At 65.2% G+C, this 25,158-nt stretch carries 28 protein-coding genes; 13 read left to right on the top strand and 15 right to left on the bottom strand.

Going from position 1 to position 25,158, the window contains the following annotated elements; translation table 11 throughout:
* Window positions 1-119 precede the first annotated feature (119 nt).
* Entirely contained in the window at window positions 120-527 is a 408-nt protein-coding gene (locus AABA86_RS18255) for an ACT domain-containing protein (RefSeq protein WP_338307776.1), read from the top strand.
* A gap of 26 nt (window positions 528-553) precedes the next feature.
* Here AABA86_RS18255 and AABA86_RS18250 read toward each other — a convergent pair whose 3' ends face one another.
* Window positions 554-955, bottom strand: a complete 402-nt coding sequence (locus AABA86_RS18250; RefSeq protein WP_018646938.1) for a RidA family protein — start codon at window positions 953-955, stop codon at window positions 554-556.
* A 264-nt stretch (window positions 956-1,219) separates the two neighbouring features.
* Entirely contained in the window at window positions 1,220-2,080 is an 861-nt protein-coding gene (locus AABA86_RS18245) for a cell envelope integrity EipB family protein (RefSeq protein WP_338307773.1), read from the bottom strand.
* A gap of 248 nt (window positions 2,081-2,328) precedes the next feature.
* Between AABA86_RS18245 and AABA86_RS18240 the strand changes: the two genes are divergently transcribed.
* The 4 genes from AABA86_RS18240 (at window position 2,329) to AABA86_RS18225 (ending at window position 5,489) form a co-directional block, all read left to right on the top strand.
* Window positions 2,329-2,796 (top strand): RidA family protein, encoded by a 468-nt coding sequence (locus tag AABA86_RS18240; RefSeq protein ID WP_014494672.1) that lies wholly within the window; start codon window positions 2,329-2,331, stop codon window positions 2,794-2,796.
* A gap of 5 nt (window positions 2,797-2,801) precedes the next feature.
* The gene (locus AABA86_RS18235) at window positions 2,802-3,548 is read left to right on the top strand and encodes a glycerophosphodiester phosphodiesterase (protein ID WP_338307772.1); all 747 of its coding nucleotides are present in this window, start codon (window positions 2,802-2,804) and stop codon (window positions 3,546-3,548) included.
* 194 nt (window positions 3,549-3,742) lie between these two features.
* Window positions 3,743-4,999, top strand: coding sequence for a GNAT family N-acetyltransferase (locus AABA86_RS18230; protein WP_338307770.1), 1,257 nt, complete (start codon window positions 3,743-3,745; stop codon window positions 4,997-4,999).
* Between the two features lie 64 nt (window positions 5,000-5,063).
* A complete protein-coding gene (locus AABA86_RS18225) occupies window positions 5,064-5,489 on the top strand; it encodes an HIT family protein (RefSeq protein ID WP_338307769.1) in 426 nt (141 codons plus the stop codon).
* 133 nt (window positions 5,490-5,622) lie between these two features.
* Here AABA86_RS18225 and tsaA read toward each other — a convergent pair whose 3' ends face one another.
* The 4 genes from tsaA to AABA86_RS18205 form a co-directional block, all read right to left on the bottom strand.
* On the bottom strand, window positions 5,623-6,114 hold the full coding sequence (gene tsaA, locus AABA86_RS18220) for a tRNA (N6-threonylcarbamoyladenosine(37)-N6)-methyltransferase TrmO (RefSeq protein WP_338307767.1): 492 nt from the start codon (window positions 6,112-6,114) through the stop codon (window positions 5,623-5,625).
* Window positions 6,115-6,146: 32 nt separating this feature from the next.
* Complete coding sequence (locus AABA86_RS18215; RefSeq protein ID WP_338307765.1) at window positions 6,147-6,497, bottom strand: AzlD domain-containing protein; 351 nt, start codon at window positions 6,495-6,497, stop codon at window positions 6,147-6,149.
* A complete protein-coding gene (locus AABA86_RS18210; protein ID WP_338307763.1) occupies window positions 6,494-7,234 on the bottom strand; it encodes an AzlC family ABC transporter permease in 741 nt (246 codons plus the stop codon). Before AABA86_RS18210 ends, AABA86_RS18215 begins: the two co-directional genes overlap by 4 nt.
* 212 nt (window positions 7,235-7,446) lie before the next feature.
* Entirely contained in the window at window positions 7,447-8,499 is a 1,053-nt protein-coding gene (locus AABA86_RS18205) for a transglycosylase SLT domain-containing protein (protein ID WP_338307761.1), read from the bottom strand.
* Window positions 8,500-8,518: 19 nt separating this feature from the next.
* Here AABA86_RS18205 and AABA86_RS18200 point away from each other — a divergent pair, with 19 nt between their 5' ends.
* Window positions 8,519-9,583, top strand: a complete 1,065-nt coding sequence (locus AABA86_RS18200) for a TRAP transporter substrate-binding protein (protein WP_338307760.1) — start codon at window positions 8,519-8,521, stop codon at window positions 9,581-9,583.
* A gap of 62 nt (window positions 9,584-9,645) precedes the next feature.
* Here the strand turns inward: AABA86_RS18200 and AABA86_RS18195 are convergent, their stop codons facing one another.
* The 6 genes from AABA86_RS18195 to AABA86_RS18170 form a co-directional block, all read right to left on the bottom strand.
* Window positions 9,646-9,840: a hypothetical protein gene (locus AABA86_RS18195; RefSeq protein WP_338307759.1), complete on the bottom strand. Its 195-nt coding sequence runs from the start codon at window positions 9,838-9,840 to the stop codon at window positions 9,646-9,648.
* A 42-nt stretch (window positions 9,841-9,882) separates the two neighbouring features.
* On the bottom strand, window positions 9,883-10,125 hold the full coding sequence (locus AABA86_RS18190) for a hypothetical protein (RefSeq protein WP_212245159.1): 243 nt from the start codon (window positions 10,123-10,125) through the stop codon (window positions 9,883-9,885).
* 59 nt (window positions 10,126-10,184) lie between these two features.
* Entirely contained in the window at window positions 10,185-11,483 is a 1,299-nt protein-coding gene (locus AABA86_RS18185; protein WP_212245161.1) for a glycoside hydrolase family 130 protein, read from the bottom strand.
* Window positions 11,484-11,517: 34 nt separating this feature from the next.
* The gene (locus tag AABA86_RS18180; protein WP_338307757.1) at window positions 11,518-13,803 is read right to left on the bottom strand and encodes a glycosyltransferase family 4 protein; all 2,286 of its coding nucleotides are present in this window, start codon (window positions 13,801-13,803) and stop codon (window positions 11,518-11,520) included.
* 115 nt (window positions 13,804-13,918) lie between these two features.
* Window positions 13,919-14,167 carry a type VI secretion system-associated protein TagO gene (locus AABA86_RS18175; protein ID WP_212245165.1) on the bottom strand — a complete coding sequence of 83 codons (249 nt, stop codon included), beginning with the start codon at window positions 14,165-14,167 and terminating at the stop codon, window positions 13,919-13,921.
* A gap of 56 nt (window positions 14,168-14,223) precedes the next feature.
* Window positions 14,224-14,418, bottom strand: a complete 195-nt coding sequence (locus tag AABA86_RS18170) for a hypothetical protein (protein ID WP_097658906.1) — start codon at window positions 14,416-14,418, stop codon at window positions 14,224-14,226.
* A 302-nt stretch (window positions 14,419-14,720) separates the two neighbouring features.
* Between AABA86_RS18170 and AABA86_RS18165 the strand changes: the two genes are divergently transcribed.
* Window positions 14,721-15,359, top strand: a complete 639-nt coding sequence (locus AABA86_RS18165; protein WP_338308181.1) for an HAD family hydrolase — start codon at window positions 14,721-14,723, stop codon at window positions 15,357-15,359.
* Here the strand turns inward: AABA86_RS18165 and AABA86_RS18160 are convergent.
* Together AABA86_RS18160 and AABA86_RS18155 are read right to left on the bottom strand one after the other, a co-directional pair.
* Window positions 15,356-16,399, bottom strand: a complete 1,044-nt coding sequence (locus AABA86_RS18160; RefSeq protein ID WP_212245167.1) for a phenylacetaldoxime dehydratase family protein — start codon at window positions 16,397-16,399, stop codon at window positions 15,356-15,358. The genes AABA86_RS18165 and AABA86_RS18160 overlap by 4 nt on opposite strands.
* Window positions 16,400-16,424: 25 nt before the next feature.
* The gene (locus AABA86_RS18155; protein ID WP_338307756.1) at window positions 16,425-17,441 is read right to left on the bottom strand and encodes a carbon-nitrogen hydrolase family protein; all 1,017 of its coding nucleotides are present in this window, start codon (window positions 17,439-17,441) and stop codon (window positions 16,425-16,427) included.
* A 196-nt stretch (window positions 17,442-17,637) separates the two neighbouring features.
* Between AABA86_RS18155 and AABA86_RS18150 the strand changes: the two genes are divergently transcribed.
* The 6 genes from AABA86_RS18150 to AABA86_RS18125 all read left to right on the top strand — a co-directional run bounded on the left by AABA86_RS18150 (window position 17,638) and on the right by AABA86_RS18125 (window position 22,441).
* The gene (locus AABA86_RS18150; protein ID WP_338307754.1) at window positions 17,638-18,594 is read left to right on the top strand and encodes an AraC-like ligand-binding domain-containing protein; all 957 of its coding nucleotides are present in this window, start codon (window positions 17,638-17,640) and stop codon (window positions 18,592-18,594) included.
* A gap of 128 nt (window positions 18,595-18,722) precedes the next feature.
* Complete coding sequence (locus AABA86_RS18145; protein ID WP_338307753.1) at window positions 18,723-18,923, top strand: hypothetical protein; 201 nt, start codon at window positions 18,723-18,725, stop codon at window positions 18,921-18,923.
* Between the two features lie 115 nt (window positions 18,924-19,038).
* Entirely contained in the window at window positions 19,039-20,064 is a 1,026-nt protein-coding gene (locus AABA86_RS18140; protein WP_338307752.1) for an aldo/keto reductase, read from the top strand.
* Window positions 20,065-20,132: 68 nt separating this feature from the next.
* Window positions 20,133-20,294 (top strand): hypothetical protein, encoded by a 162-nt coding sequence (locus AABA86_RS18135; RefSeq protein WP_212245182.1) that lies wholly within the window; start codon window positions 20,133-20,135, stop codon window positions 20,292-20,294.
* 141 nt (window positions 20,295-20,435) lie between these two features.
* Window positions 20,436-21,857: an MFS transporter gene (locus AABA86_RS18130; protein ID WP_338307751.1), complete on the top strand. Its 1,422-nt coding sequence runs from the start codon at window positions 20,436-20,438 to the stop codon at window positions 21,855-21,857.
* A gap of 128 nt (window positions 21,858-21,985) precedes the next feature.
* The gene (locus AABA86_RS18125) at window positions 21,986-22,441 is read left to right on the top strand and encodes a PEGA domain-containing protein (RefSeq protein ID WP_338307750.1); all 456 of its coding nucleotides are present in this window, start codon (window positions 21,986-21,988) and stop codon (window positions 22,439-22,441) included.
* A 71-nt stretch (window positions 22,442-22,512) separates the two neighbouring features.
* Here AABA86_RS18125 and clpA read toward each other — a convergent pair whose 3' ends face one another.
* Entirely contained in the window at window positions 22,513-24,921 is a 2,409-nt protein-coding gene (clpA, locus tag AABA86_RS18120; protein WP_338307748.1) for an ATP-dependent Clp protease ATP-binding subunit ClpA, read from the bottom strand.
* Between the last annotated feature and the right edge of the window lie 237 nt (window positions 24,922-25,158).

Genomic DNA, 25,158 nt, shown 5'->3' with positions numbered 1-25,158 from the left:
AAGATCAGGGCATGAGAAGGATTCGGGGAGATATACGAACGTATGCCTGTCATGGCTTCAACAGCCGCCGGCGCCGATAGCTGCGCAAGGGCTCAAACGATCCTGCAGGAGCTGGCACCATGACGGGTGAGCACAATCTCGGCGCGCTGCTGAGACACATGAGGCCGAAGATGCTGGACGGCACCCTCGTATTTTGCACGATCCCGACCAGCGAGGCCATTCCCGAAGCACTCAAACCGCTGCTGACGTTCCGCGAACAGGAAGGAACAACGCTCGTGATCTCTCGCGAAGAGGCCGAAGCGGCGGGGCTGCGCTACGCGTTCCCCTCGCGCCTGATCACCCTGACGGTTCACTCCGCACTCGATGCGGTCGGCTTCCTGGCGGCGATCACGGCGCGTCTTGCCGAAGCCGGCATCAGCGTGAACGCCGTGTCGGCTTTCCACCACGACCATCTGTTTGTGCCCGTCGACAGGGCGGACGAAGCGATGGCTGCTCTACAAGAGCTATCGGGCGCGCGGCACTCGTAGCCCGGATCATCCGGGCTACGAGATCTTCAATCCGCAACCGCCACCGCCTCGATCTCGATCAGCCATTCCGGCGCTGCGAGCGCGGAGACGCCGACCAGGGTCGAGGCCGGCGGCTCCATGCCTTCGAAGAAGGCCGAGCGGGCCTTGCCGATGATCGGGCGCAGCTCCGGCTTGTAGTTCACGACGAAGGTCGTGATCTTCACGATGTTGGAATAGCTCGCGCCGGCCGCCTTCAGGGCGAGGCCGAGATTCTGCATCACCTGCGTGGTCTGCGCGGCGATATCGCCCTCGCCGACGATCCGCCCTTCCTCGTCGGTCGAGACCTGTCCGGAAATGTAGATGGTGCGCGCGCCGGTCGCGGTGACGACGTGGGAATAAGCGGGATTGTGATGCAGGCCGCTGGGGCGGAGATGATCGAGCTTGGGCATGGGCTGGCCTCCCTGATGTTTCTGGTTGGGAGGGAGCGTAGCGGGAGAGTATGACGAGAGCTAGATGCGGCGAGCGCCAATGGCACTCCGTCATACTGAGGTGTGAGCTGCGCGGCGCGAAGCTCCGCGTGGCGAGCCTCGAAGGATGCACGGCCCCGCTGCCGCAGCCGGGCCGTCGCCCTTCGAGGGCCGCTGAAGAAGCGGCCACCTCAGGGTGACGGTGATGGCGTGGAGTGTGCTGTAACCCGGAAAGAGCTTAGCCTCTCAATTGCAGGGCTTGCTGTCCTTGACGTCGAACTTGCCCATCGCGCCGGAAATGACGAAGTCGTTGTAGTCGAGCACGAGCTGGCGCGAGACGCCGTTTTCGTAGAGCTCGAATGCCATCGCATAGACCGGCGTCTGCTCGCCCTCTTTCTGCTGGGCCTCGCGGTCGAAATAGCTGACCGTGACCGGCCAGCGCTTGAGCGATTTCATATGCTCGTCGGAGGTCGACGGATCCGGCGCGGCGGCGCGGTCGGCGGGGATCGGCTGGCCGATCACGGTCAGCGTGTTGTAGACCTTCTGGCCGTCGTCGGAGCCGTCATAGACGGAGAGCTCGAGCAGCGGCTTGCCGTCCTTGGCGGCGGCGATGATGCGCTGGATCTGCTCGGTCGGGAATACGATCTTGCCGTCGAGCGTGAAGCTCTTGGGCGACGGCAGCTTCAGCTTGACGTTGATGTGGTCGCCGTCGCGCTCGGCCGAGCCGTCGACGCGGCCGGCATCGGCCTCGTTCATGCGGGTCTCGATCTTGAAGCGGTAGCTTTTGCCCGCGGCGTCTTCCCAGGAGTTGGAGCGGAGGTCGCTGAGCGTGACCTTGCCCTCGCCGCTGTCGAGTTCGGACACCTGGCGGAATTCGGAGGTGTAGCCCTCGCACGAGCTTCCGGTGAAGTTGTAGAGGATGCGGCCGCGCGCGCTATTCACCGAATTGGAGCGCGATTTCACCAGGCTCAGGTCGTAAAGCGCCTGGTGCGCGAGGAACGGACCATTGGCGGCCTGCGCGGCGTCGCCAAGGCCTAAACCGGCAGGTCCGAAACTGGCCGCCGCGAGCGCCATTACACCGAGCGAAGTCCGGAAAAGGTGCACCATGTCTGTTCCTTGGGGACGCGACCTTGGGATGCGCAGATTCGACATTTTAATGACCGTTCCATTGCGTCGCAACTGAGGCCGTTTCACGTAAAGTTGCGGCCCTGCCGTTGAACCAGCGGCCTCGCCTCGGCCAAAGGCAGCCTCCTGCGGGTTGCTTGCATGTGGCGGCACGATGGGCGAAACAGGGCGCGGCCGGCCTCCCACGGATGCGCCGGAGCGAATGGAATTTCTGGACAACGAGGTCGGACATGGCGGGCACGGTCGAGCAAAAGCTGGCGGAACAGGGCATCAAGCTGCACGAGGCGCCCACCCCCGTGGCCAATTACGTCCCGTTCGTCCGCACCGGCAATCTGCTGTTCGTTTCAGGCCAGGTTTGCTTCGACCCCGCCGGCAAGCTGATCGCCAAGGGCAAGCTGGGCGCCGGTGTCTCGATCGAAGACGGCGCGGCGGCGGCCCGCGGCTGCGCGGTCAATCTGCTGGCCCAGGTCAAGGCGGCGCTCGGCGACCTCGACAAGGTGGTGCGCGTGGTGCGCCTCGGCGGCTTCATCAACTCGGCGCCCGACTTCCTCGACGGGCCGAAGGTGCTCAACGGCGCATCCGACCTGATGGTCGCCGCCTTCGGTGACAAGGGCCGCCACGCCCGCACCACCGTCGGCGTCGCCTCGCTGCCGGCGGACGCGGCGGTCGAGGTCGAAGGCGTGTTCGAGGTCGCCTGACGCGAATGCGCGCTCCTGGTTGGCTGACAGCCCGGCCGGTCGCCCATCGCGGCCTGCATGACATTTCCCGCGGCGTTGTCGAGAACATGCCGGGCGCGGTGCAGGCTGCGATCGCTGGCAATTTCTCGATCGAGGTCGACATCCAGCTCTCGTCCGATGGCGAGGCCATGGTGCATCACGACCATGCGCTGGACCGCCTCACCGAGGCGACCGGCGAGGTCGTGTCGAAGACCGCCGCGGAGCTGAAGGCCGTCAAATTCAAGGCCACGGACGAGCGGATGATGTCGCTGTCCGACCTCTGCTCCTTGGTCGCCGGCCGCGTGCCCCTGGTGATCGAGGTGAAGAGCCATTTTGGCGGCGACCGCAAGCTGGTGAAGCGGATGGCCGAGGTGCTGGCGTCCTACGACGGCCCCGCCGTCGGCATGTCGTTCGATCCCGACCAGGTGCTGGCGCTGCGCGAGCTGTTGCCCTCCCGTCCGCGCGGCATCGTCGCGCAGCGGACCTATGAGGACGACTATTGGGCGAAGCTGACCCAGCCGCAGCGCGACAGCATGCTGTACCTGCGCCACGGCTTCCAGACCCAGCCCCACTTCGTCGCCTTCAGGGTCGACGACCTCCCGGCCCCCGCCCCCTGGATCGCCCGCAACGTCTTCGGCTGCGCCCTGCTCGGCTGGACCGTCCGCACCCCGGAGCAGCGGGCGCGGGTGGGGCAATATGCCGACCAGATGATCTTCGAGGGGTTTGTGCCGTAGGGCACGCTCGTGTCCTGGACAAGCTGCAACGCATAGCGTTGCTGCGCAGAGCCGCCCATCTGTCCGCGAGCGCGCTGCCACATGGGCCCCGGCTCAGCAGCGCACCACTGCGTGCTGCGCTGCGTCCGGGGCACGAGAGCCGTGCTCCCCCACCCTCTTGAAGTCGCTGCTGCAATGCACGATCTTGGGCAACGATGGCATCATCCGAAATCACGCTCGAGGCCGTACCTTCGATTGGCGAGGTATCACCGGAGGATTGGGACGCCTGCGCCAATCCCGGCAAGGCCCTTAACGAAAAGGCATGCAACGGGCTTGGCGCGGGAACCTCATCCGGACTTCCAGGCGATTCCCTCGGCCTCTCAAAACCTGCCTATAACCCATTCGTCTCGCACGCCTTTCTGTCTGCCGTCGAGAAATCGGGTTCGGCGACCATTCGCACCGGCTGGGGCCCGCGGCATCTCGTGGCCAAGGTCGACGGCCGCGTCGCTGGCGTCGTGCCCTGCTATCTGAAATCACACAGCCAAGGCGAGTACGTCTTCGACCGCGGCTGGGCGGACGCCTATGAGCGCGCGGGTGGGCGCTACTATCCGAAGCTCCAGGTCTCGGTTCCCTTCACACCGGCGACGGGGCCGCGCCTGCTGGTCCGCGACGGCGTCGATCGCGAGCGCATCATGGATGCGCTGGCGAGCGGGTTGGTGGCGCTGTGCGGCGTCAGCAAGGCCTCCTCCGTCCACGTCACCTTCGCGCGCGAGGAAGAATGGAAGCTGCTCGCCGAGCACGGCTTCCTGCAGCGCACCGACCAGCAGTTCCACTGGCACAATGAGGGCTTTGCGAGCTTCGACGACTTCCTCAGCACCCTGAACTCGCGCCACCGCAAATCGATCAAGCGCGAGCGGCGCGATGCGCTCCCGCCCGGAATCACCATCCACTGGCTCACAGGCAAGGACATCACCGAGGATGCCTGGGACGCCTTCTTCGCATTCTACATGGAGACCGGCTCCCGCAAATGGGGCCGGCCTTATCTGACGCGGGAGTTCTTCTCGCTGATCGGTGAGACCATGAGCGACGACGTGCTGCTGGTGATGGTCCGCCGCAACAATCGCTGGATCGCGGGCGCGATCAACTTCATCGGCTCGGACACGCTGTTCGGCCGCAACTGGGGCGCGGTCGAGCATCATCCGTTCCTGCATTTCGAGGTCTGCTATTACCAGGCGATCGACTTCGCGATCAAACGCGGCCTGAAGCATGTCGAGGCCGGCGCGCAAGGCGAGCACAAGATCGCGCGCGGCTACCTGCCGCGCACCACCCATTCCGCCCACTTCATCGCCGATCCCGGCCTGCGCCGCGCCATCGACGATTACCTCAAGCGCGAGCGCGCCTATGTCGCCGAGGCCGGACGCGAGCTCGCCGAGCTCGGCCCGTTCCGCAAAGGGATAGACGAGGCGCCTTGACGCCTCGCCGCGGCTGGTGACAGTAAGCGCAAAATTCTAAGCGCGGATTTCTCGGGGAGCCGTCATGACCGTCTACGACACCAACAACATCTTCGCAAAGATCCTGCGCGGCGAGCTACCCTGCAGCAAGGTCTACGAGGACGAGCACGTCTTCGCCTTCCTCGACATCATGCCGCGCGTCCCCGGCCACACGCTGGTGATCCCGAAGGCCCCTGCCCGCAACATCCTCGACATCAAGCCCGACGATTACGCCCATGTCGCCCGCGGCGCGCACAAGATCGCCGCAGCCGCGATGCAGGCCTTCAAGGCCGACGGCATCACCATCCAGCAGTTCAACGAGCCCGCCGGCGGACAAGTGGTGTTTCACCTGCACATGCACGTGATGCCGCGCCACGACGGCGTGGCGATGCTGCCACCCGCGAGCCGCAAGGAAGACGCCAAGGTGCTGGAAGAGCACGCTGCGAAGCTGATCGCGGCGCTGAAGGGTTGATCGTCATCCCGGGGCGCGCCCCCTTGGCGCGAGCTATGGTGCGCAATTGCGCACCTGAGAATCCATTTCCCCACCGACTCTGACGCCTGATGGATTCCGGGCTCGACGCTTCGCGTCGCCCCGGAATGACAGACTACTCCGTCTCGAAATCGCCCTTCTGCGGCGCCGCCAGCGGCGTGAACTCGCAGCGATCCGGTTTAATGTCGATCAGCGGCGTGTTGTCGAGGCAGTCGAGCCCGCGCACCAGGATCGCATTGCCCTCGATGCCGACCAGCTTCACGATCGACGTGCCGATCGGATTTGGCCGCACCGGCGAGCGCAACGAAAAGGTGCCGCGGGTCTTCTCGTTGTTCTTCGGGCTTTGCAGGATGATGTCGCGGCGCGACTGGTCGAGCCAGTAGAGCACTTCGAGATTGCTGTAGAAATCGACGCCCTTGATGGCCGGCACGAACGGCTCGAAGATCTCGAGGCGGCAGATCGGGCCGTCCTGACGTCCCTGCCGCGGCGTCTCCAGCCGCGACGTCCAGGGCGTGCGGATGCGGCCGATGAAAACGAGACCGGCATCCTGTGTCGGTGGCAGCTCGATGGCGACCTCGCCCTCGCGGAGCTCCTGTTCGCGAACCATATTTCCTGTTCCTTGGCTGTTCGCCGGCGGTTTTAGCCCAACCACCACTTGCCGGCCAGCATGAAGACCTCGCCGGTCACGACGCCCGCAAAGATCGAGCGGCGGGTCAGCAGGAACACGACGAGGCCGGCGGCCACCGCGCCATAACGCAAGGTATCAGGCACGCTCGCCAGCGCACCCGGCGGCTCGACCACGATCTGGGCGATGACGCCGGCGAGGATGGCGGTGGCGACCGCCCTCACCCAGACCAGCAGCTCGGAGCCTTCGTCGATGCCGCCGCCGAACCACAGGCCCAGCATGCGCCAGATCTGATTAGGAACGACGCCGGCGACGAACAGAACGACGAGCGCCTGCCAGTCGCCGATGAGCTGCGCGTAGGTCATGCGCGCACCTCCCGCCACCAATGCACGCCATAGGCGATCGTGCCGGCGACCACCCCACTGACCAGGATATCGACGCCGGAGTTCATCTTCGCGGCCAGCGGATACAGCAATATGCCCAGCACGAGTGCGACGACATCGGCGACCTCGCGGCTGTTGCGCGCGGTCGAGAACAGGAACGACAGCGGCGTCAGCAGCAGGATCGCCGCTCCAAGCGTCTGCGTCAGATTGGCGGCGAGGAAATAGCCGACCGTGTTGGCGACGAGGCACACCGAGACGAGACCGACGCCGAGCCCGTGAACGAAGGCGATGCGCCGTTCACGCGGCACCTGCGGCAGGAAGCGGTGGCATTCGACCCACAATGTCACGGCGGTCAAATGCGCAGCGAAGATCAGCTCGCGCCGTTTGGTCGTCGGCGTGCGCATCAGCGGCAGCACCGAGACCACCATCGGAAACAGGCGGATCGCACTAACGGTGACCGCGATCGCCGACTGGATGACGGTCGCGCCGGAGCCGAGCGTGGTGATCAGGATGATCTGCGCCGGCCCCGCCCACACGAACAACGTCGAGCAGAGCGCCCAGACCAGGCTGAAATGGGTGTCGTGGGCGAGCGCACCGATGCCGAGATAGGTCACGAACAGCACGATGGTGAGGATCGTCTGCGTGATCGAGCGCAGCCCCCAGCCGAAGGCAAGCCACGAACTATTCCATTGCGGTGAATCGAGCGGAGGAAGCGCCACGGGAGTTTTGGCCGGGTTGCGGAATCGTGCCCGCATAACGGGCAATGCGGCGCCTTGCGTCAAGGAAGCGCGCGGCGGGGCTGGCATGCGTGACACACCCAGCGCCGTCATTCCGGGGCGCGCCAAGCGCGAGCCCGGAATCCATCGGGCCGCAGAGACAGCCTCGCGATGGATTCCGGGTTCGCGACTTCGTCGCGCCCCGGAATGACAGCCTACCCCGCGACACCCCTGTTCTTCAGCACGAAGCAGGCCCCGCCCGCCTTGCGGATGCGATTGCACAGATCATCCGCCTCGCTGCGTGTGTCGGCGCCGATGCGCACCTGGTAGAACGCGCGCGTGCCGCGGCTGCGCATCACGGAGGACAGCAGGCTCGGATCGCGGTCGCCGATCGCGGCGCCGAGCCGCGTGACAGCGCGGGAGTACATCGCCAGTGCCCTGTTGCGGTCGAAACCGGCGGCGAGCTGCACGCCCCAGGCCTTTGCCGCCGCAAGCTCCACGTGTTGCTCGAGCTCGGCGACGAACGCATTCGGCGCGCGCTTGAGCAGCGCCATCAGATCGCGGCAGCTGGTCGGCGGCGAGCTCGGCGGGCCCTTGCCGGTCGCTCCTGCCTTGGCCCAGGCATCGACGCTCGTGCCGGTGATGGCGAAGACGTAGTTGCGGGTCTGCTCCGGCATGCCGCCGGTCCCCGCGAGCCATTCCTGCACGCGCCGCGGACCTGCGTTATAGGCAGCGGCCGCGAGGCCGAGATTGCCGAACTGGTTGCGCAGCTCGTTGAGGAATTCCGCCGACTTCGGCAATGCCTGCACCGGATTGAACGGATTGAGCAGCCCGCGCTCGCTGGCGGTGCCCGGCATGAATTGCGCGATCCCCTGTGCGTGCTCGCCGCTGCGTGTCGTGGGACCTACCGCATCGGCCTGGAAGCGGCTCTCCTGCCAGATCACCCGGGCGAAGAATTCCAGCGGCAGATTGGCATCGCGCGCGGCGGCCTCGATGATCAGGCAGATCGACTCCCGCGTGTCGCTCTCGCGCGCGTCCGGGGATTTCTCCTGGGGCTTCTCCGGCGGCTTCGCGGGCTCCTCGACGCTCGGCGCCGCGGTGTCAGGCTTTGCGGGCGGATCATCCGCCGCCGGTGCCGGCGTCGCCGAGACGAGCAACGCGGCGATCACGGGCAATGCAATCCGCCTCAACCATAGGCAGGAACCGCTGTGGCGCGCCCCGGTGCGGCATGCAACAAGGTGATCTGCCCGGTTGTGGCATCCTGCCATGGTTCGATGAGTTGCCAATATGCTGCCTGACCTGTCTCTCCCAATGCGTGACCCCGCCAAACGGATCCGCGTCATCTCCGCGCTTGTCGCGCTCGTGCTGGGCCTCGCGCCAGCCGCCGCGGAGGAGACCCCGCGCGTCACCTCTCAAGCCGCGTCTCAAGTCACTTCTCAAGTCACTTGGCAGATGACCACGGAATATCCCGAGAATAACATCTCCGGGATCGGCCTCACCACCTTCGCCGGTCGCGTGGCCGAGCGCACAAACGGTTTCGTGACCGTGACGAGCGCCTTCGACAACAGCCTCAAGATCAATTCGGGCGAGATGCCGCGCGCCGCGCTCGACGGCCGGATTGCCGGCGGCGATGCCTTCGCAGGTGCGCTCTCCGGCATCGACCCGGTGCTCGGATTGTCCACCCTGCCCTTCCTCGTGCAGTCGGCCGAGCTCGCCCGCGCCACCAATCTGCGAGCGCGCCCGCTCTATGAGAAGGCGCTGGCGGCGCGCGGCCTCAAGCTGCTTTATCTGACGATCTGGCCCGCCACGGGCCTGTGGTCGGAGCATGCGCTGGAAGGCGCCGACGATTTGCCGAAGCTGAATTTGCGGGCCTATGATGCCAATTCCAGCGAGGTCATGCGCGCGGCCGGCGCCAACGCGCAGTTCCTGCCGATGGACGCCGCGCTCGCCGGACTGAAGGAGCATAGCCTGAACGCGTTCCTCACCTCCGGCGACGGCGGCGCGGGGCGCAAGCTCTGGGACTTCCTGCCGCACTTCACCGCCATCAACTATGCGATGCCGGTCTCGATCGCCTTCGTCCGCAGCGAGGTCTTTGCCGCGCTGCCCGAGCCGATGCAGCGCGAGGTGCTGGCCGCGGCCGCCGAGACCGAGCAAAGCCAGTTCGCGCTCTTGGCCCATCGCACCACCGAAAATTATGCGCGCATGCGTGCCAACGGCGTCGCCATCGTCGAGCCGGCGCCGGCCTCCCTCGTCGCGGCACTCCGGAAGGCGGCGACGCCCGCGATCACCACCTGGGAGGCACAGGCCGGCGCGGATGCCGCCGCGATCGTCGCATGGGCGAGACAGCAATAAAATGAGCCGCGGCGGTCCTGCAATCGAATGTCTGCAAGGCCCGCCTTTCGCTCGTATCGGCCTTATGCCGAGACGGGATTTTCTGCCCTGATTGCGCGGTCCAGGGCGTCGATCAACGTTTGGAGTTCGACGAATTTGTTCCGTGCGCGCTCGGCCTTGTCACGATCAAAGGGAGCGGCCAGCACCTTCGCATGCGTGTCTCTGTCCTCGATCATGCGATCGCGGGCCTTCTTCAATGTCTCAAGTCGCTCGTTCATCTGCGCTCCTCTGCGAATATCTGCTCGACCGCGACGAGGGCCTCAGTCGAAGCCAGTAGGAAGCTCGCCCTTTCGGAAGAACACCGTCGGCTCATCGTCATAGTCTCCCATCTCGGGATCGCCGCTGGACGAGAACGCGACCACGCCGAGCTTGCTCAAGGCCAGTCTCTCCGCCGTCCGCAGCGCACCGCTTTCCGACTTGCACACGATGGGAGAGTCGGCCTTCAGATTTCCACCCTTGCCGGCGTTGAACGCCTGCACGACGTACGTTGTTTCGCGGACCATGACGGCTCCCCTGACTTGTTAACAAACGGAATTGACGTCAACGACAGTGAAAGCCGCGCTCAGCGGCGCATCGCCTCGATGAGCGCCGAAATCCTCATCGTTGCAAAACTGGAGAAGGTGTCCGACACGGCATATGGCAGGATGATCTGGTCATTGTGCCTCATCGCGCCGCAGGTATAGACGACGTTGGGGACGTATCCTTCGCGCTCGGACGGTTCAGGCCGCAACAGCGGCTCGGCCGAACGTGCCAGCACCCTGGACGGGTCGCGCTTGTCGAGCAGCGCCGCTCCGATCGAGTATTTCCGGACCGGGCCGACACCGTGCGTCAGCAGCAGCCAACCTTCATCAAGTTCGATGGGAGCCCCACAATTGCCGATCTGGACGAACTCCCAGGGAAACTGCGGTTTCAGGAGGACTCGGCCGCTCTCCCATGTGTAGAGGTCGTCCGAATAGACCAGATACAGGTTCTCATTGTCCTGTCGCGCGATCATGGCATAGCTGCCGCCGATCTTGCGGGGGAACAGCGCCATGCCCTTGTTGTGTGCGGCGGCCCCTCGCAAAGGTGTCATTCGAAACGACATGAAATCGCTGGTCTCGATCAACTCGGACCGGATCGCCCGTCCGCTATAGGCCGTATAGGTCGCATAGTAGGTCTCTCGACCACCGTCGCTGAATTTGACAAAGCGCGCATCCTCGATGCCGTTAGATTGGGAATCGGTCACGGGAAAGATGACGCGCTCGCTGAGGTCCTCCTCCGGCCCGAACATCAATTCCACACGATCGCCGTCCGGCTGGGATGCGCGATGGCTGATGCGGGGAACCGAGGCAAGGCGCGCCGTCGGATCGACGGCAAGGCTTCCGTCAGCCGCAATCGTTCCGGTTCGAAACGTCAGCGACGACACATGGCCCTCCCCGATGGCCCGGAGACTGATGATGAAGCGCGCGCCTCCCTTCGGTGCTGCCGATTGATCGGGGTGCGGGACGATGCTGGGGTTGAACAAGGCAGAGGCTTCGAACGAATACTCATTGAGAAAATAGGCGCCGACCAGCTGACGCTGCGTCTTCGAGAAGAGGCCATGCGTCGCGAAAGCATCCTCCATTTCATCCGCGCGGGTCTCGAACCGCTCCAGGAGGTTACGATGTCGCCCCTGGAAATTGTCCAGGACGTCCGCGAGCTGATCCGCAACCGCTTCCGGACTGAGCGCAAGAACCCGATCGACGATATGATTTGCCCGTATCTTGTCGGTCGGGTTCAGGTCGCGGGGTTCGGTCGCCGGCTTGAACGGCCGCACGATAACTCGCGCTGGATCGGGGCGCAGATAAAGCCCCTGCCGATTCAGGAAAGAAACTTGTGACACGGTATCCTCGCCTCGCTGAATGAGAGGATCAGGTTCAGGCGCTCACCGCGCGTAACGCCTTAGGCCTTGTCAGGCTCGGATTGACGCGCGCAAGCTGGCGCATCTCCGCAAGCCCGAGGAGATAGCAAACAACCGACTCGCCCCCGCGGTTTTCGTTGGCGCGATCGGGGTGCAAGCCGTCCCGGCAACTGCCCGTGAGCGGATCGACCAGCGCCACTGAGAGATCGTTGCTGCCGAGGAACCAGGCGAAGGCCCGCGTTGCCCTGGCCTTCCATTCCGCATCGCCGTCGGCACGCCACGCGGCGAGGCAGGCAGCGATCGTTGCCGTTGCCTCCACGGGCTGCTGATCGAAGGCACGGGGATGTTGCCGCCGCTCGCCGAACCCGGCGGTGCCGACCGGGCGGAAATGCCCTGCCGCGGTCGTCTGTTGCGTCATGAGCCAGCGCAGAGACCTCAACCCGGCGTCGAGATATTGAGGCGCCTGCGTCGCCATGCCTGTGAGTATCAGCGCTTGCGGCAGTCGCGCGTTGTCGTAGGCCAGCCCTTCCTCGAACCACACCCAGTCCGGCGTCTCGACCGACGCCAGACAAGCCATCAACCGGTCGGCAAGGGACTGCCGAACTTCCCTGGCATGGAGATCGTCCGGAGTAACCGCGCAATAGGCGTCCAGGCCCAGCGACATGAACGCCCACGCGCGGGGGGAACGAAAGCTCGCCGCGATCGACAATGCCTCGGCGAACAAGGCAGCGGCCCACAGGCGCCGGGCCGGGCTCGCGTCTCGGCGTGCAGCCTCGCCCAAAGCCCATAACGTCCGCCCGTGACTGTCCTCGGACCCTCTGTCTTCGAGCCAGGTTCGATTGAAGCCCATGAAGTTGCGAAATTGCCTGGTGTCAGGGTTCCAGGCGTGCTGCACGAATGCTGCAAACCGGCTCGTCAAGACCTCCGACAGCGGCTGTTCGCCTGGGCCATTGAGGACGCAGGCCAGCAGCAGTGCTCGGGCATTGTCGTCGACGCAATAACCGTGCGCGCGATCCGGCACCGAATGGACCGCGTGCTGGAACAGGCCGACATCATCGCACATCGACAGGAAATGGCCGATCTGCATGTCGGGCGGCGCGGGGCTGCGAGGCTCCGGCGTGGTCGTATCGGAGCGCGCGAAAACCTTCAACCGATGACCTTGCCGCGCATTCTCGAAGACGGACACGTAGCGCTCGGCCACCCGCTCCCAAATCATCATCCGGCTCGCCGCATAGGCGCGCCGGGACATCGCGTGCCGGCGAGCGTCGTCGGTCAGCAAGTCTGCGATCTCGTTGCCAATCGCCGCGGCGTCGCTGAAAGGCACCAGGACGCCGCACCCGTCGGCAAGCAGCTCGCGGGCATGCCAGTAAGGCGTCGAGACGACCGGCTTCCCCAGTCCGAAGCTGTAGGCCAGGGTTCCCGACGTCATCTGAGCCTCGTTGAGATAGGGCGTGACATAGACGTCGCACATCGAGATGAATTCGAGCAGCGTCGCCAGATCGGCGAACCGGTCGACGAACACCACGTGGTCGTCAATTCCGAGTTCGCGCACCCGAGCCATCAGGCTCTCACGATAGGCTTCGCCCTGGTTTCGGACCAGGTTCGGATGCGTTGCGCCGAGCACGACGTACACCGCATTCTCGCAGCGCTTCAGGATCGACGGCATGGCGTCGATCATGATTTCGATGCCCTTGTTCGGTGACAACAGGCCGAATGTCAGGATGACCGATTTCTGCTCAAATCCAAGCTTGGCTTTCGCTGCATCGGGCTCGACGAAGGCGACATCGGGGATGCCGTGGGCGATGACCTCGATCTTGTCGTCAGGCACAAGGTAGACCTCGCGCAGCAGTTCGCGGCCCTTGTTGGCCATTACCACGACCTTCGACGACGCCGCGACGATGCGCTCCACGACCGTCCGTTGCGCAGATGTCGGATCGGCCAGCACGGTATGGAACGTCGTCACCACCGGCATGGCAAGGCGAGACAACAACACGAGGATATGGGCCCCGGCTTCACCACCGAAAATCCCGAACTCGTGCTGCAGACACACGGCGTCGAACCGGCCAGCATTGAGGAAATCCGCGGCCCGCATGTAGTCTTCGATATCGTCATCCTTGATCTGGAACGCGACCGCTGGGGGATAATCATAGGCTTGACCGCGATCGGTCATTGCCACGACGCAAGTCTCGAGATCCTGGCGTGAAATCGATATCGCGTTCTTCAGGTCGGTCGTATAGGTCGCAATTCCGCACCGGCGAGGCAGCGAGTTGCCGATGACGGCGATACGGCGGAGTGGCGTCATGTCGGCACCTCGATGATTTCGCTTGATGTCGGAGCTTGCACGGGGCGGGCAGCCGCGCCGGCGTATTCTGTCGTCCGTCAACCCTCTGCCCGCCCGCTGTGCTTGATTGCAGACATCAACAGCCGCGGCAGATGTTCTTCAGCTTCGCCGCAGTTCGCGCCTCTTCCGCGACGAACGGGTCCTTGTAGGCAGCCCGCGTTGCTTCTCTTTCGGCGGCAGTGGTTTGCTTCGCTTTCGGCGGAAACGCAGCATCGTAGCAGGCGAGCCGTCCGCTCGTGCTCTCGATCGCACGGCAGTCCGGCTCCCTGGCGGCAGCACTTTGCGCGAATGTGCCAAGTGCCAGGGCGACAATAAGCATTTTCATGAAGTCATCTTTCCTCGCGAAGAATCCGGGCGCGCCATTTGGCGCCCCCGCGCTCCTCATGCCTCGAACTGGTCGAACTCGTCAGACAGCAGAATCCGGCCTTGCGGCGTGCATATCCGCACGTCGATATAGCCTTCCTGCAATAGCTCTCTCGCCTTCTTCAACGCTGCGGCGGTCGTGGCGCGCGCCAAGCTGACGTAGCCGCTCTGATCGCGTCCGCTCACCAGATATTGGAGCGGCGTCCTATCCATTCAGAAAAGCCGCAGCAGCCACCAGGAACAACGGAAACAGCGGGACGACCACCGGCGGCACGATCAAATCGGCCGGTCGAAATCGAGGCATACACGCCCCTCCTCGTTCGGCGGGAGCGCTAGTGACCCTCAGTCACCGATGGATGCCATGGAAAGGGCGGTGATCGGATGACACTACGCTCACGCGCCGCCAATAGCGAGCTTTAAAACGGTACGTGGAATCGACCGGGCGGCGTTGCCTTGGCCTTCGGCCTCGTTTAGGTCAAGCAATCGGCGGCAATATCAACATGGGCACGGCCAGCATGGCGGCAATCTTCTTTGATCTCGACGGCACACTCACCAACCCCAAGCCGGGGATCACGCGCTCGATTCAGTACGCGCTGGAGCGGCTGGACGTCGCGGTGCCGAGCGAGGACGAGCTGACCTGGTGCATCGGCCCGCCGCTGCATGCCAGCCTGAAGAAGCTCACTGGAACCGACGAACTCGCCGACCGCGCACTGCTGCTCTATCGCGAGCGCTTCAGCGATATCGGCCTGTTCGAGAACGAGGCCTATGCCGGCATCGTGGACACGCTGACGACGCTCGCCGCGAGCAGCCAGCGCATGTTCGTCGCCACCAGCAAGCCCGCGGTCTACGCCACCCGCATCGTCGATCATTTCGGCCTAAAACCCTATTTCGAGCGGGTGTTCGGCTCCGAGCTCGACGGCACCCGCGTCGACAAGCGCGATCTGCTGCGCTACGCGCTCGACGAGGCCAAGGTCGATGCCAGCGGCGCGATCATGATCGGCGACCGCAGCCATGACGTGGTCGGCGCCCGCACCAACGGCATGACCGCGATCGGCGTGCTCTATGGCTATGGCAGCGAGACCGAGCTCAGGGACGCCGGCGCACATCACATCTGTGCCGCGCATCCCGAGCTGCTCGGCCATTGCGTCGTCTAGGCGCTGACGACCTCCACCGCCGCCAGCATGCCGGTTCTGGGATGGCAGTTCAGATATTCGAAGAACTGCTCGTCCGCGGCCGCCACCGTAACCTCGTGATAGAGCCGCAGCTTGGCTGACGGCCCGAGAGTCGACAGATATTTCATCGCCGCTCCGAAGATCCTGACGTGGGTCGGATGCGATTCCGCCCAGCGTTCGAGCGCCGCCAGGCTCTTCCACCAGCTCTGGCCGTAGGACTTTTCGCTCACGCTGCCGTCGGCCTGGAGCACCTGCATGTAGCGGTTGGCGTAGCAGCCGATCGCAAGACCCTCGTCGCGCAGGAAATCCATGCCTTCTCGCAGCACCGGCTCGACGTCGTCGAGATAGAGCTTTCGCTCGGACGCCTCGGTATCGCTCCAATCCTGCCCGGACCTGATCAGGCAGAGATTGTCGTGCGCCGTCACGCGTAGCCGCGCGCCGTCGCGGATCAATTCCGGGGCGCCGCCGGGCGCCATCGCGTCGGTTTGCGACAGCGGAATGCGGTCGCGCATGCCGCCCCAATAAGCGTGCTCCTGCACCTCGCCGCTCATGCCGCCGGCGATCGAGGCGACGCCCTCAGTCCGGTCGGGCGAGGAGAACAGCGTCTCATGCCGCGCTACAATGGGACGCAGCACTTCGATGAAGGTGCCGATGCCCTCGCGCTGCCGTCCGGTCCAGGCCTCGCGCGCCGGTTCGAACCAGGCATCGAAGCGTGCGATGTCGTCCCAATAGCCCACCGAGACGATGGTCTCGTATCCGGCCTGATCGACATAGTGCGCGCGATCCCAATGCGACGGCCCGCCCTCCGCAGCGAAATGCCGCGCGATGTCGGCGAGCACCTCCGTCGCGACCACCGGCGCCGTGCCGCGATATTGCACGCCGAAATAGGCCATCACGACGCGGCTCACGCCGGGCCTGTAGCGCGCCACAAAGGACGGATATGGCGGGTGGTAATCATCCGGCACGCGCTTGTGGCGCGTGCGCGGGGTTTCGAGATGTAGAGGAATTGCAGATTCCGTCATTGGACCCTCCCCTCGATCTCGGTGATCAGCTCGCCGCCGCGGCAATGTCCGTGGGCTCGACGGTATCCACCGGCAACGCGAACTGCTCGACGCGTTGGTACCGCTTGTTGTTGAGCAGCAGCCGCGTGACGTCGGGCCGCGAATAATGCCCGGCGGGATCGGCGGCGTTCTTGGCGACGCCGATGGCGCCGAGATCAATCTCGGCAATCAATAGCCCTTCCTGGTCCGGTGCCAGCTTGTCGCCGATCTGGCTGCCGTCGGGACCGTAGATCGCGGCAAAGCCGCCGCCGGCATGCAGCAGCGCGTGCTTGTCCGGCCGGTCGCAGAGTTCATCGATCATCGCTTGCGAGACCGTTGCGCAGGGCGCGAGCACGAAGCAGGAGCCTTCCACCGCATAGACGCGCGAGGCGGCGTTGTTGACCTCGGCCCCTAACGCCGGTGCGAAGGGATCGTAAAGCGAAAAACTCGGCCAGGCCGCGACGTGCACCTGCTCGTTCTGGGCGTACATCGCATATTTCGACAGCGGCTGGAGATGCTCCCAGCAGCACAGCGCACCGAGACGGCCGATGTCGGCCCTCGCATGGACTGCGAGATCGCTGCCGTCGCCCTCGCCATAGACGGTGCGCTCGGCATGGGTCGGCCGCAGCTTGCGGCGCTTTGCGATGGTCTCGCCATCGGGCCCGATCAGCCACTGCGCCAGATAGAGGCTGCCGCCGTCGCGTTCGGACAGGCCGATCACGGCGGTGAGCTTGGCCTTGCGCACGGCGTCGCGCAGACGCTCGGCCTGCGGGCTGTCATAGGACAGCGAATTGTCGAAATAGCGCTGCACGAAGCCGCGCCCGATCGCCCAGGCCGGGGAATCCATCCAGATATGCCAGGGGTAACCTGGGATGAAGGCCTCCGGAAAGGCGATCAGCTTGGCGCCCTTTTCCGCGGCCTCCCTGATCAGCGCGATCGACTTGTCGATGGAGGCGTCGAGGTCGAGCCAGGCCGGCGCGGCCTGCACCACCGCCACCTTGTATTTCGGATGTTCGATGCCCATTGCCGCCTCCATTGCCGGTTGATCGGAAGCCATCTCCGATGCAGTCTATTTGCCCAAGCCGGGCGGCCAGGCGCTCGACCGCGGCGGAACAAAAACTCGACTGGGGGGCTCGCCGGCCGGTACGGGATTTGCCTCCAGTGAGGCTGGATCTGCGCCAACATGCGGTTTTGCGGGATGTGAAAGGGAGGCTGTCCCAATGACAATCCAGTTCACGACGGACGGCAGCCCCGGCTATCGGCGGCTGGCGCTCTGGCAGGACATCGTCTGCGACGTCTTCGTCGGGCTCGACTGCAAGTCCGATCTCGGCAGCGCCTTTCGCGGCTCGGTCACGCAAATCCCGCTTGGCAAGGCCGTGTGCTCCGAGGTCTGCTCCGATCGCCAGCATGTGTTCCGCACGCCCTCCCGCATTGCGCGCTCGGACCAGGATTTCGTCCTGGTGGCGCTCGGCCATCGCGGCAACGGCGGCGTGGTGCAGGACGGCCGCGAGACCGTGGTTCATCCGGGCGAGTTCGCGCTCTACGACACCACGCGCCCCTATGAGCTGAAGTTCAACGACGCCTTCACGCAGACCATCTTCAAGGTGCCGCGCGAGATGTTGCAGCGCCGGCTCGGCGGCACGGAGACGCTGACCGCGATGTCGTTCGGCACTGAGGCACCGCTCGAGCGGCTCGCCTACGATTTCATCTTCCGGCTTTGCCAGAGCGCCGACCGCCTCGCCCCTGGCAACGCCGCCGTTCTGTCGGAACAGGCCGTCGACCTGCTCGCCCTGGCGCTGAGCGAGCGGCTCGGCGAGACGTCGCTGCCATCCTCGACCCACCGCTCCGCGCTGATCTACCGGCTCAAGGCGCATGTGCGCGCGCACCTCGCCGACCCCGACCTTTCATTGTCGGAGACTGCGGCTGCGCTCGGCATCTCGCCGCGCTACGTGAACGACCTTCTCGCCGACGAGGAGACCTCGTTCCAACGTTACGTCCTCGCCGAACGCCTTGCGCAGTGCCGTCGCGACCTCGCCTCGCCCATGCTCGTCCAACGCCACATCAGCGAGATCGCCTTTGCCTGGGGTTTTAACGACCTCTCGCATTTCGGCCGCGTCTTCCGCGAGCACTTCGGGATGTCGCCGCGCGATTTCAGGCAGAGCCAGCTGCGGCACTGAGCAGCCATCTGCGCAAGCCTTCGTCCTGGACGAAGGCAACGCTCGCCAATTCCAGATTGCCTTGCGTTGCGGCGTGGATCAGGCTGCCACGCATGAGGACTGAGACGACGATAAGCGGAAGCGAGCTGTTGCTGAGCGTCATCGCGATCCGTCTCGCCGTGCTGGTCGTGGTGGGATGGGGTTTGACTCTGCTGCCGCAGCAGACGCGCAATCGTCAGATCGGCTGCGCTCCCCCATCCCAGGCAAGCGACGAGGCTAAACTTTTGGCGAAGATCGTCCGCCCGCGCATCGTTGATGCCGCGTTCGACGACATGCTTCGGCACGACTAGGCCGTTCCCAAGCAAGGCCGGTATGTGAGCGCGTGATAGGACACGGCACCCGCTTGCGCTAACCTCGATGCCAAGGCCGCAACGATCAATCAGCGGCCAGCCGAGGAGCATATCGATGGAATACCGACGCTTGGGCCGGTCAGGCCTCATGGTGCCCGCCTTGAGCCTTGGCACCGGCACTTTCGGCGGCGTCGGCCGCCTTGCCGCGTGGGGCACGACGGATGCGACCGAGGCACGGCGCCTGCTGGACATCTGCCTCGAGGCCGGCGTGTCGATGTTCGACACCGCGGACGTCTATTCGCTCGGCGAGTCCGAACGCGTTCTCGGCGAAGCCATCAAGGGCCGCCGCGACAAGGTGCTGGTCTCGACCAAGGCCACGTTTCGCTTCGGCGACGGCCCGAACGACATCGGCTCGTCACGGCAGCATCTGCTCGCAGCCATCGACGGTTCACTGAGCCGGCTCGGCACCGACTACATCGACCTGTTCCAGCTCCACGGCTTCGACGCCTTCACCCCGCCCGAGGAGGTGCTCGCAACCCTCGATACGCTCGTGCGCGCCGGCAAGATCCGCTATGTCGGCGTTTCCAATTTTTCCGGCTGGCACCTGATGAAGTCGCTCGCCGTCGCCGACAAGCACGGTTTTCCGCGCTACGTCGCCAACCAGACCTACTATTCGCTGATCGGGCGCGACTACGAATGGGAGTTGATGCCGCTCGGCCTCGATCAGGGGTTGGGTGCCGTGGTCTGGTCGCCGCTCGGATGGGGACGCCTCACCGGCAAGCTTCGCCGAGGTCAGCCGAAGCCCGAGGTGAGCCGCCTGCCCAAGACCGCCGAGTTCGGCCCGCCCGTGCCGGACGAGCACCTCTATCGTGTCGTCGATGCCATCGACGACGTCGCGAAGGAAACCGGCAAGAGCGTCTCGCAGATCGCGCTCAATTGGCTGCTGCAGCGCCCGACAGTGTCGACGCTGATCATCGGTGCGCGCAACGAGGCGCAGCTGCGCGAAAATCTCGGCGCCGTCGGCTGGTCGCTGACCAGGGACCAGATCGCAAAGCTCGACGCGGCGAGCAAGGTGACGCTGCCCTATCCCTACTGGCACCAGCGCACGACCTTCACCGACCGGAACCCGCCGGCGGTGTAGGCCTCGTTGAGCTGCATCAAGCCCGCTCGCGCCGGCCGTGGCACCCTGCGGCCGTCCCGAGGCTGCCGATGCGCCGATTTGCCATGAAGGCTCTGTTCACGGTCCTCAATCTCACCCGCACCGAGCGGACGCGGATCGACCGGGACCGCGCCGTCCTGATCGTCTCGACAGCGGTGACGCTCGCCCTCATTGCGCTCTACGTGTTCGGGAAATCGACAGCGCGCTGGTAGCGCGGCCGCTCCGGTCCATGCCGACCGCACCGGCGGCCCGCCCGCGGCACAGGAACCGTCCGTGTCCTGCCGGGTTGCGATCCATCCTGCAATTTCCTAATCCGGAGATGAAACACGGCTCGAATCAAACGCGCCTCCACCATGTCGTCCGCCCCCATCGAGCATGCCGACGGCCTGCCGCAGCCGCAGCGCAACCAGGCGGTGCTGACGATTGCGCTCGGCATCATCATGGCGGTGGTCGACAGCGCCATCGCCAATGTGGCACTGCCGACGATCGCGGCCGACCTCGACGCCAGCCCGGCCTTCTCGATCTGGATCGTCAACGGCTACCAGCTCGCGATCACGATCTCGCTGCTGCCGCTGGCTTCGCTCGGCGAGATCGTCGGCTATCGCCGCGTCTATCTGGTCGGGCTGGTGCTGTTCACGCTGGCATCCGCCTTCTGCGCGCTGGCGCATACGCTGCCGCTGCTCACGATCGCGCGCATCATCCAGGGCTTTGGCGCGGCCGGCATCATGAGCGTCAACGCGGCGCTGGTGCGCTTCACCTACCCGCGCAGCCAGCTCGGCCGCGGCATCGGGCTCAACGCGCTCGTCGTCGCCTTCTCCGCAGCGGTCGGCCCGACGCTCGCCGCAGGCATCCTCGCGGTCGGAAGCTGGCCCTGGCTGTTCGCCATCAACGTGCCGCTCGGCGCGGTGACGCTGGTGCTGGGCCTGCGCAGCCTGCCGCACACAAAGCCCGCCAGCCATTCGTTCGACTGGCAGAGCGCGGGGCTTTCGGCGATCACCTTCGGCGTCGGGATCGCGGCCGTCGACAGCGTCGGTCATGGCGAGCCCGCCGTCACCTGCCTCGTGCAGTTCGCCGTCGCCATCGTCGCAGGCGCGCTGCTGATCTGGCGCGAAACCCACATGGCCTCGCCCCTCTTGCCGGTCGACCTGTTGCGCATCCCCGTGTTCGCGCTGTCGATCGCGACCTCGATCGCCTCGTTCTGCGGGCAGATGCTCGCCTTCGTCGCGATCCCGTTCTACCTCCAGAGCCGCTTCGGCTATTCGGCGGTGCATATGGGCCTTCTGATCACGCCATGGCCGATCGCGGTGGCGTTCGCAGCGCCCCTCGCCGGCCGCCTGGTCGAGCGTTATCCGGCCGGCCTGCTCGGCGGCATCGGCCTCACGCTGTTCGCCTGCGGCCTCGCCGCGCTCGCCGTCCTGCCGGCGGCGCCTGCGACGTTCGACGTGATCTGGCGCATGGCGCTGGCGGGCGCCGGGTTCGGTCTGTTCCAGACTCCCAACAACCGCACCATGATCGCAGCCGCCCCGCGCGAGCGCGCCGGCGGCGCCAGCGGCATGCTGGGCACGGCGCGCCTGCTCGGCCAGACCACCGGCGCCGCGCTGGTGGCGTTGTTGCTCGGACGGTATCCGGTTGAGGGGACCAGGCTGGCGCTGCTCGCAGGCGTCGGATTTGCACTCTGCGGCGCGGTGCTGAGCATGCTGCGGCTGTCTCCGGCCGGCGCGCGCGGCGCCGAGCATGTCCGCGTGCAGGACGATCAGCGCCTGCGGGGCGACTGACAGAGCCCACCTTCCGGTACCTGCCATTCCCGTGCACAACCCCTGCGTGGCTTAACTATCCGGACCAATGACCTATTGCCCTCGCGCTCCGGTTGCGCTTCATTGGGGCGGGGAATAAGGGGCATTTCATGCGTTTAGTGGGAATTATGGCGCTCAGCGTCATGCTGGGCGGCTGCGCGTCTGTGACGCGCGGCACGACCGAAAACATCAGCATCTCTTCGACACCGTCAGGCGTGGAAGCCGTGGTCAGCGGACTGGAAGTCCCGACCACCTGCACGACGCCCTGCTCCGTGGTCGTCAAGCGGAATGCCGACATTTCGATCACCTTTCAGAAGGAAGGCTATGAGCCGCAAATCGTGCCGCTCAGCCGGGACATCCCGACGTCGGGGGCCGCCGGCTTCGCCGGCAATCTCCTGCTCGGCGGTGTCGTCGGCATGGGTGTCGATGCCGCGACCGGGGCAGCAACCGATCACAAGCCCAATCCGGTCATCGTGACGATGCAGCCGTCGGTCCGCGCACGGCCGGCGGCGCCGAAGAAGCCACGACCGCCTGCGGCCACGCCCGCGCCTGAAGCAGGGACGTAGGGGTTCACGTACAGCCTCGAAAACAAAAAGGCCGGCTTTTCAGCCGGCCTTTTCAATTCATGGCGTGCGGATCAAGCCTTGACCAGCGGGCCCTTGGAGGTCGGCCCCTTCGAGCCGCCGGGTCCACCCGGCTTGGACTTGCCCGGCGGGCGCTTGCGGGTGCCGGGCAGCTTCTCCTGCTTCGGCGTGACCGGCCCCTCGACGAATTCGAAGCCGATCTTGTCCTTGGTCTCGTCGGTCTCGTCCTTGACGAGCACGACGCGAACATGGCCGCCGCCCTTGAGCTTGCCGAACAGCACCTCGTCGGCCAGCGGCTTCTTGATGTGCTCCTGGATCACGCGGGCCATGGGCCGCGCGCCCATCTGCTCGTCGTAACCATGCCGAACCAGCCAGGCCTTGGCCGGCTCGGACAGCTCGATGGTGACGTCGCGGTCGCCGAGCTGCGCTTCGAGCTGAAGCACGAACTTCTCGACCACGGTGCCGATCACCTCGACGCTGAGATGACCGAACGAGACGATGGCATCGAGGCGGTTGCGGAATTCCGGCGCGAACTGCCGGTTGATCGCCTCGTGGTCGTCGCCTTCCCGCTTGGAGCGCGTGAAGCCGAACGCCTGCTTGGCCAGATCGGAAGCACCCGCGTTTGTGGTCATGATCAGGATCACGTTGCGGAAATTGACCTGCTTGCCGTTGTGGTCGGTGAGCCGGCCGTGATCCATGATCTGGAGCAGCACGTTGTAGAGGTCGGGATGCGCCTTCTCGATTTCGTCGAGCAGCACCACGCAATGCGGATGCTGGTCGACGCCGTCGGTGAGCAGGCCGCCCTGGTCGAAGCCGACATAGCCGGGAGGCGCGCCGATCAGGCGCGACACGGTGTGCCGCTCCATGTACTCGGACATGTCGAAGCGCAACAGCTCGACGCCGAGGCTTGCCGCGAGCTGCTTTGCGACCTCGGTCTTGCCGACGCCGGTCGGGCCCGAGAACAGGTAGCAGCCGATCGGCTTCTCCGGCTCACGCAAGCCGGCGCGCGCCAGCTTGATCGATGCCGCGAGCGACTCGATCGCCTTGTCCTGGCCGAACACGGTGCGCTTCAGCGTCTGCTCGAGATGCTTGAGCACCTCGGCATCGTCCTTCGACACGCTCTTCGGCGGAATCCGCGCCATCGAGGCGATCGTGGTCTCGATCTCCTTGATGCCGATGGTCTTCTTGCGCTTGTTCTCGGCGACCAGCATCTGCGCCGCGCCCGACTCGTCGATCACGTCGATCGCCTTGTCCGGCAGCTTGCGGTCGTGGATGTAGCGCGAGGAGAGCTGCACCGCAGCCTCGATCGCCTCGTTGGTGTACTTCAGCCGGTGGTAGTCCTCGAAATACGGCTTGAGGCCCTTGAGGATCGCGATCGCGTCCTCGACCGTCGGCTCGTTGATGTCGATCTTCTGGAAGCGCCGCACCAGCGCGCGGTCCTTCTCGAAATGCTGGCGGTATTCCTTGTAGGTGGTCGAGCCCATGCAGCGGATGGTGCCCGAGGCCAGCGCCGGCTTGAGCAGGTTCGAGGCGTCCATCGCCCCGCCCGACGTCGCGCCCGCACCGATCACGGTGTGGATCTCGTCGATGAACAGGATGGCGTTGGGATGCGCCTCGAGCTCCTTCAGCACCTGCTTCAGGCGCTCTTCGAAGTCGCCGCGATAGCGCGTGCCCGCGAGCAGCGTGCCCATGTCGAGCGAGAACACCGTGGCAGCCGCCAGAACCTCCGGCACCTCGCTGTCGACGATGCGCTTGGCGAGGCCCTCCGCAATCGCGGTCTTGCCGACGCCGGCTTCACCGACGAACAGCGGGTTGTTCTTCTGCCGGCGGCACAGCACCTGGATCGCACGGTTGATTTCGGAATTGCGTCCGATCACCGGATCGATCTTGCCGTCGCGCGCCTTCTTGTTGAGGTTGACGCAATAGGTCTCGAGCGCCTCGCCCTTCTTCTTGGCGTCCTCGGCGCCCTTGGTCTCGGTCTCCTCGTCGACGCCGCGCACCGGCCGCGCCTCGGAGACGCCAGGCCGCTTGGCGATGCCGTGGCTGATGTAGTTGACCGCGTCATAGCGCGTCATGTCCTGCTCCTGCAGGAAATACGCGGCATGGCTCTCGCGCTCGGCGAAGATCGCGATCAGCACGTTGGCGCCGGTCACCTCTTCACGACCGGAGGATTGCACGTGGATCACGGCGCGCTGGATCACGCGCTGGAAGCCGGCGGTCGGCTTGGCGTCGTCGGCGCCATCGGTGACCAGATTCTCGAACTCGGTCTCTAGATAATTAACCAGGCTCGTGCGGAGCTTGTCGAGATCGACACTACAGGCGCGCATGACGGCGGCTGCATCGGAGTCGTCGATCAGGGAGAGCAACAGATGCTCGAGCGTCGCGTATTGGTGATGACGCTCGTTTGCGATCGCCAGTGCACGATGCAGGGATTGTTCAAGGCTTTGGGAAAAAGTCGGCATTCGCGTCCTCTATGGCCCCCACCATCATGATCGTCATCGCCCGGTCAGGCAACAACAACCTTTGTCACATATAGTTATACAAGATCGCGGCGAAAGACCGGTTCCGCGACTCTGGCAGGCACCACACCTGCGGTACTTTTCGATGCAAAACCCGTTCCGATCCTGGGCAGAACTACCCATTTGGGCAGGATTGACACCGGTGCCGATGTTCGCCGGACCATGCAGCAAGATGTGCTG

This window comes from Bradyrhizobium sp. TM233 (assembly GCF_036247965.1).
GTDB classification, from domain to species: domain Bacteria; phylum Pseudomonadota; class Alphaproteobacteria; order Rhizobiales; family Xanthobacteraceae; genus Bradyrhizobium; species Bradyrhizobium ottawaense.
The sequence above is the reverse complement of the archived record's forward strand: the minus strand, read 5'-3'. Positions and strand labels throughout refer to the sequence as shown.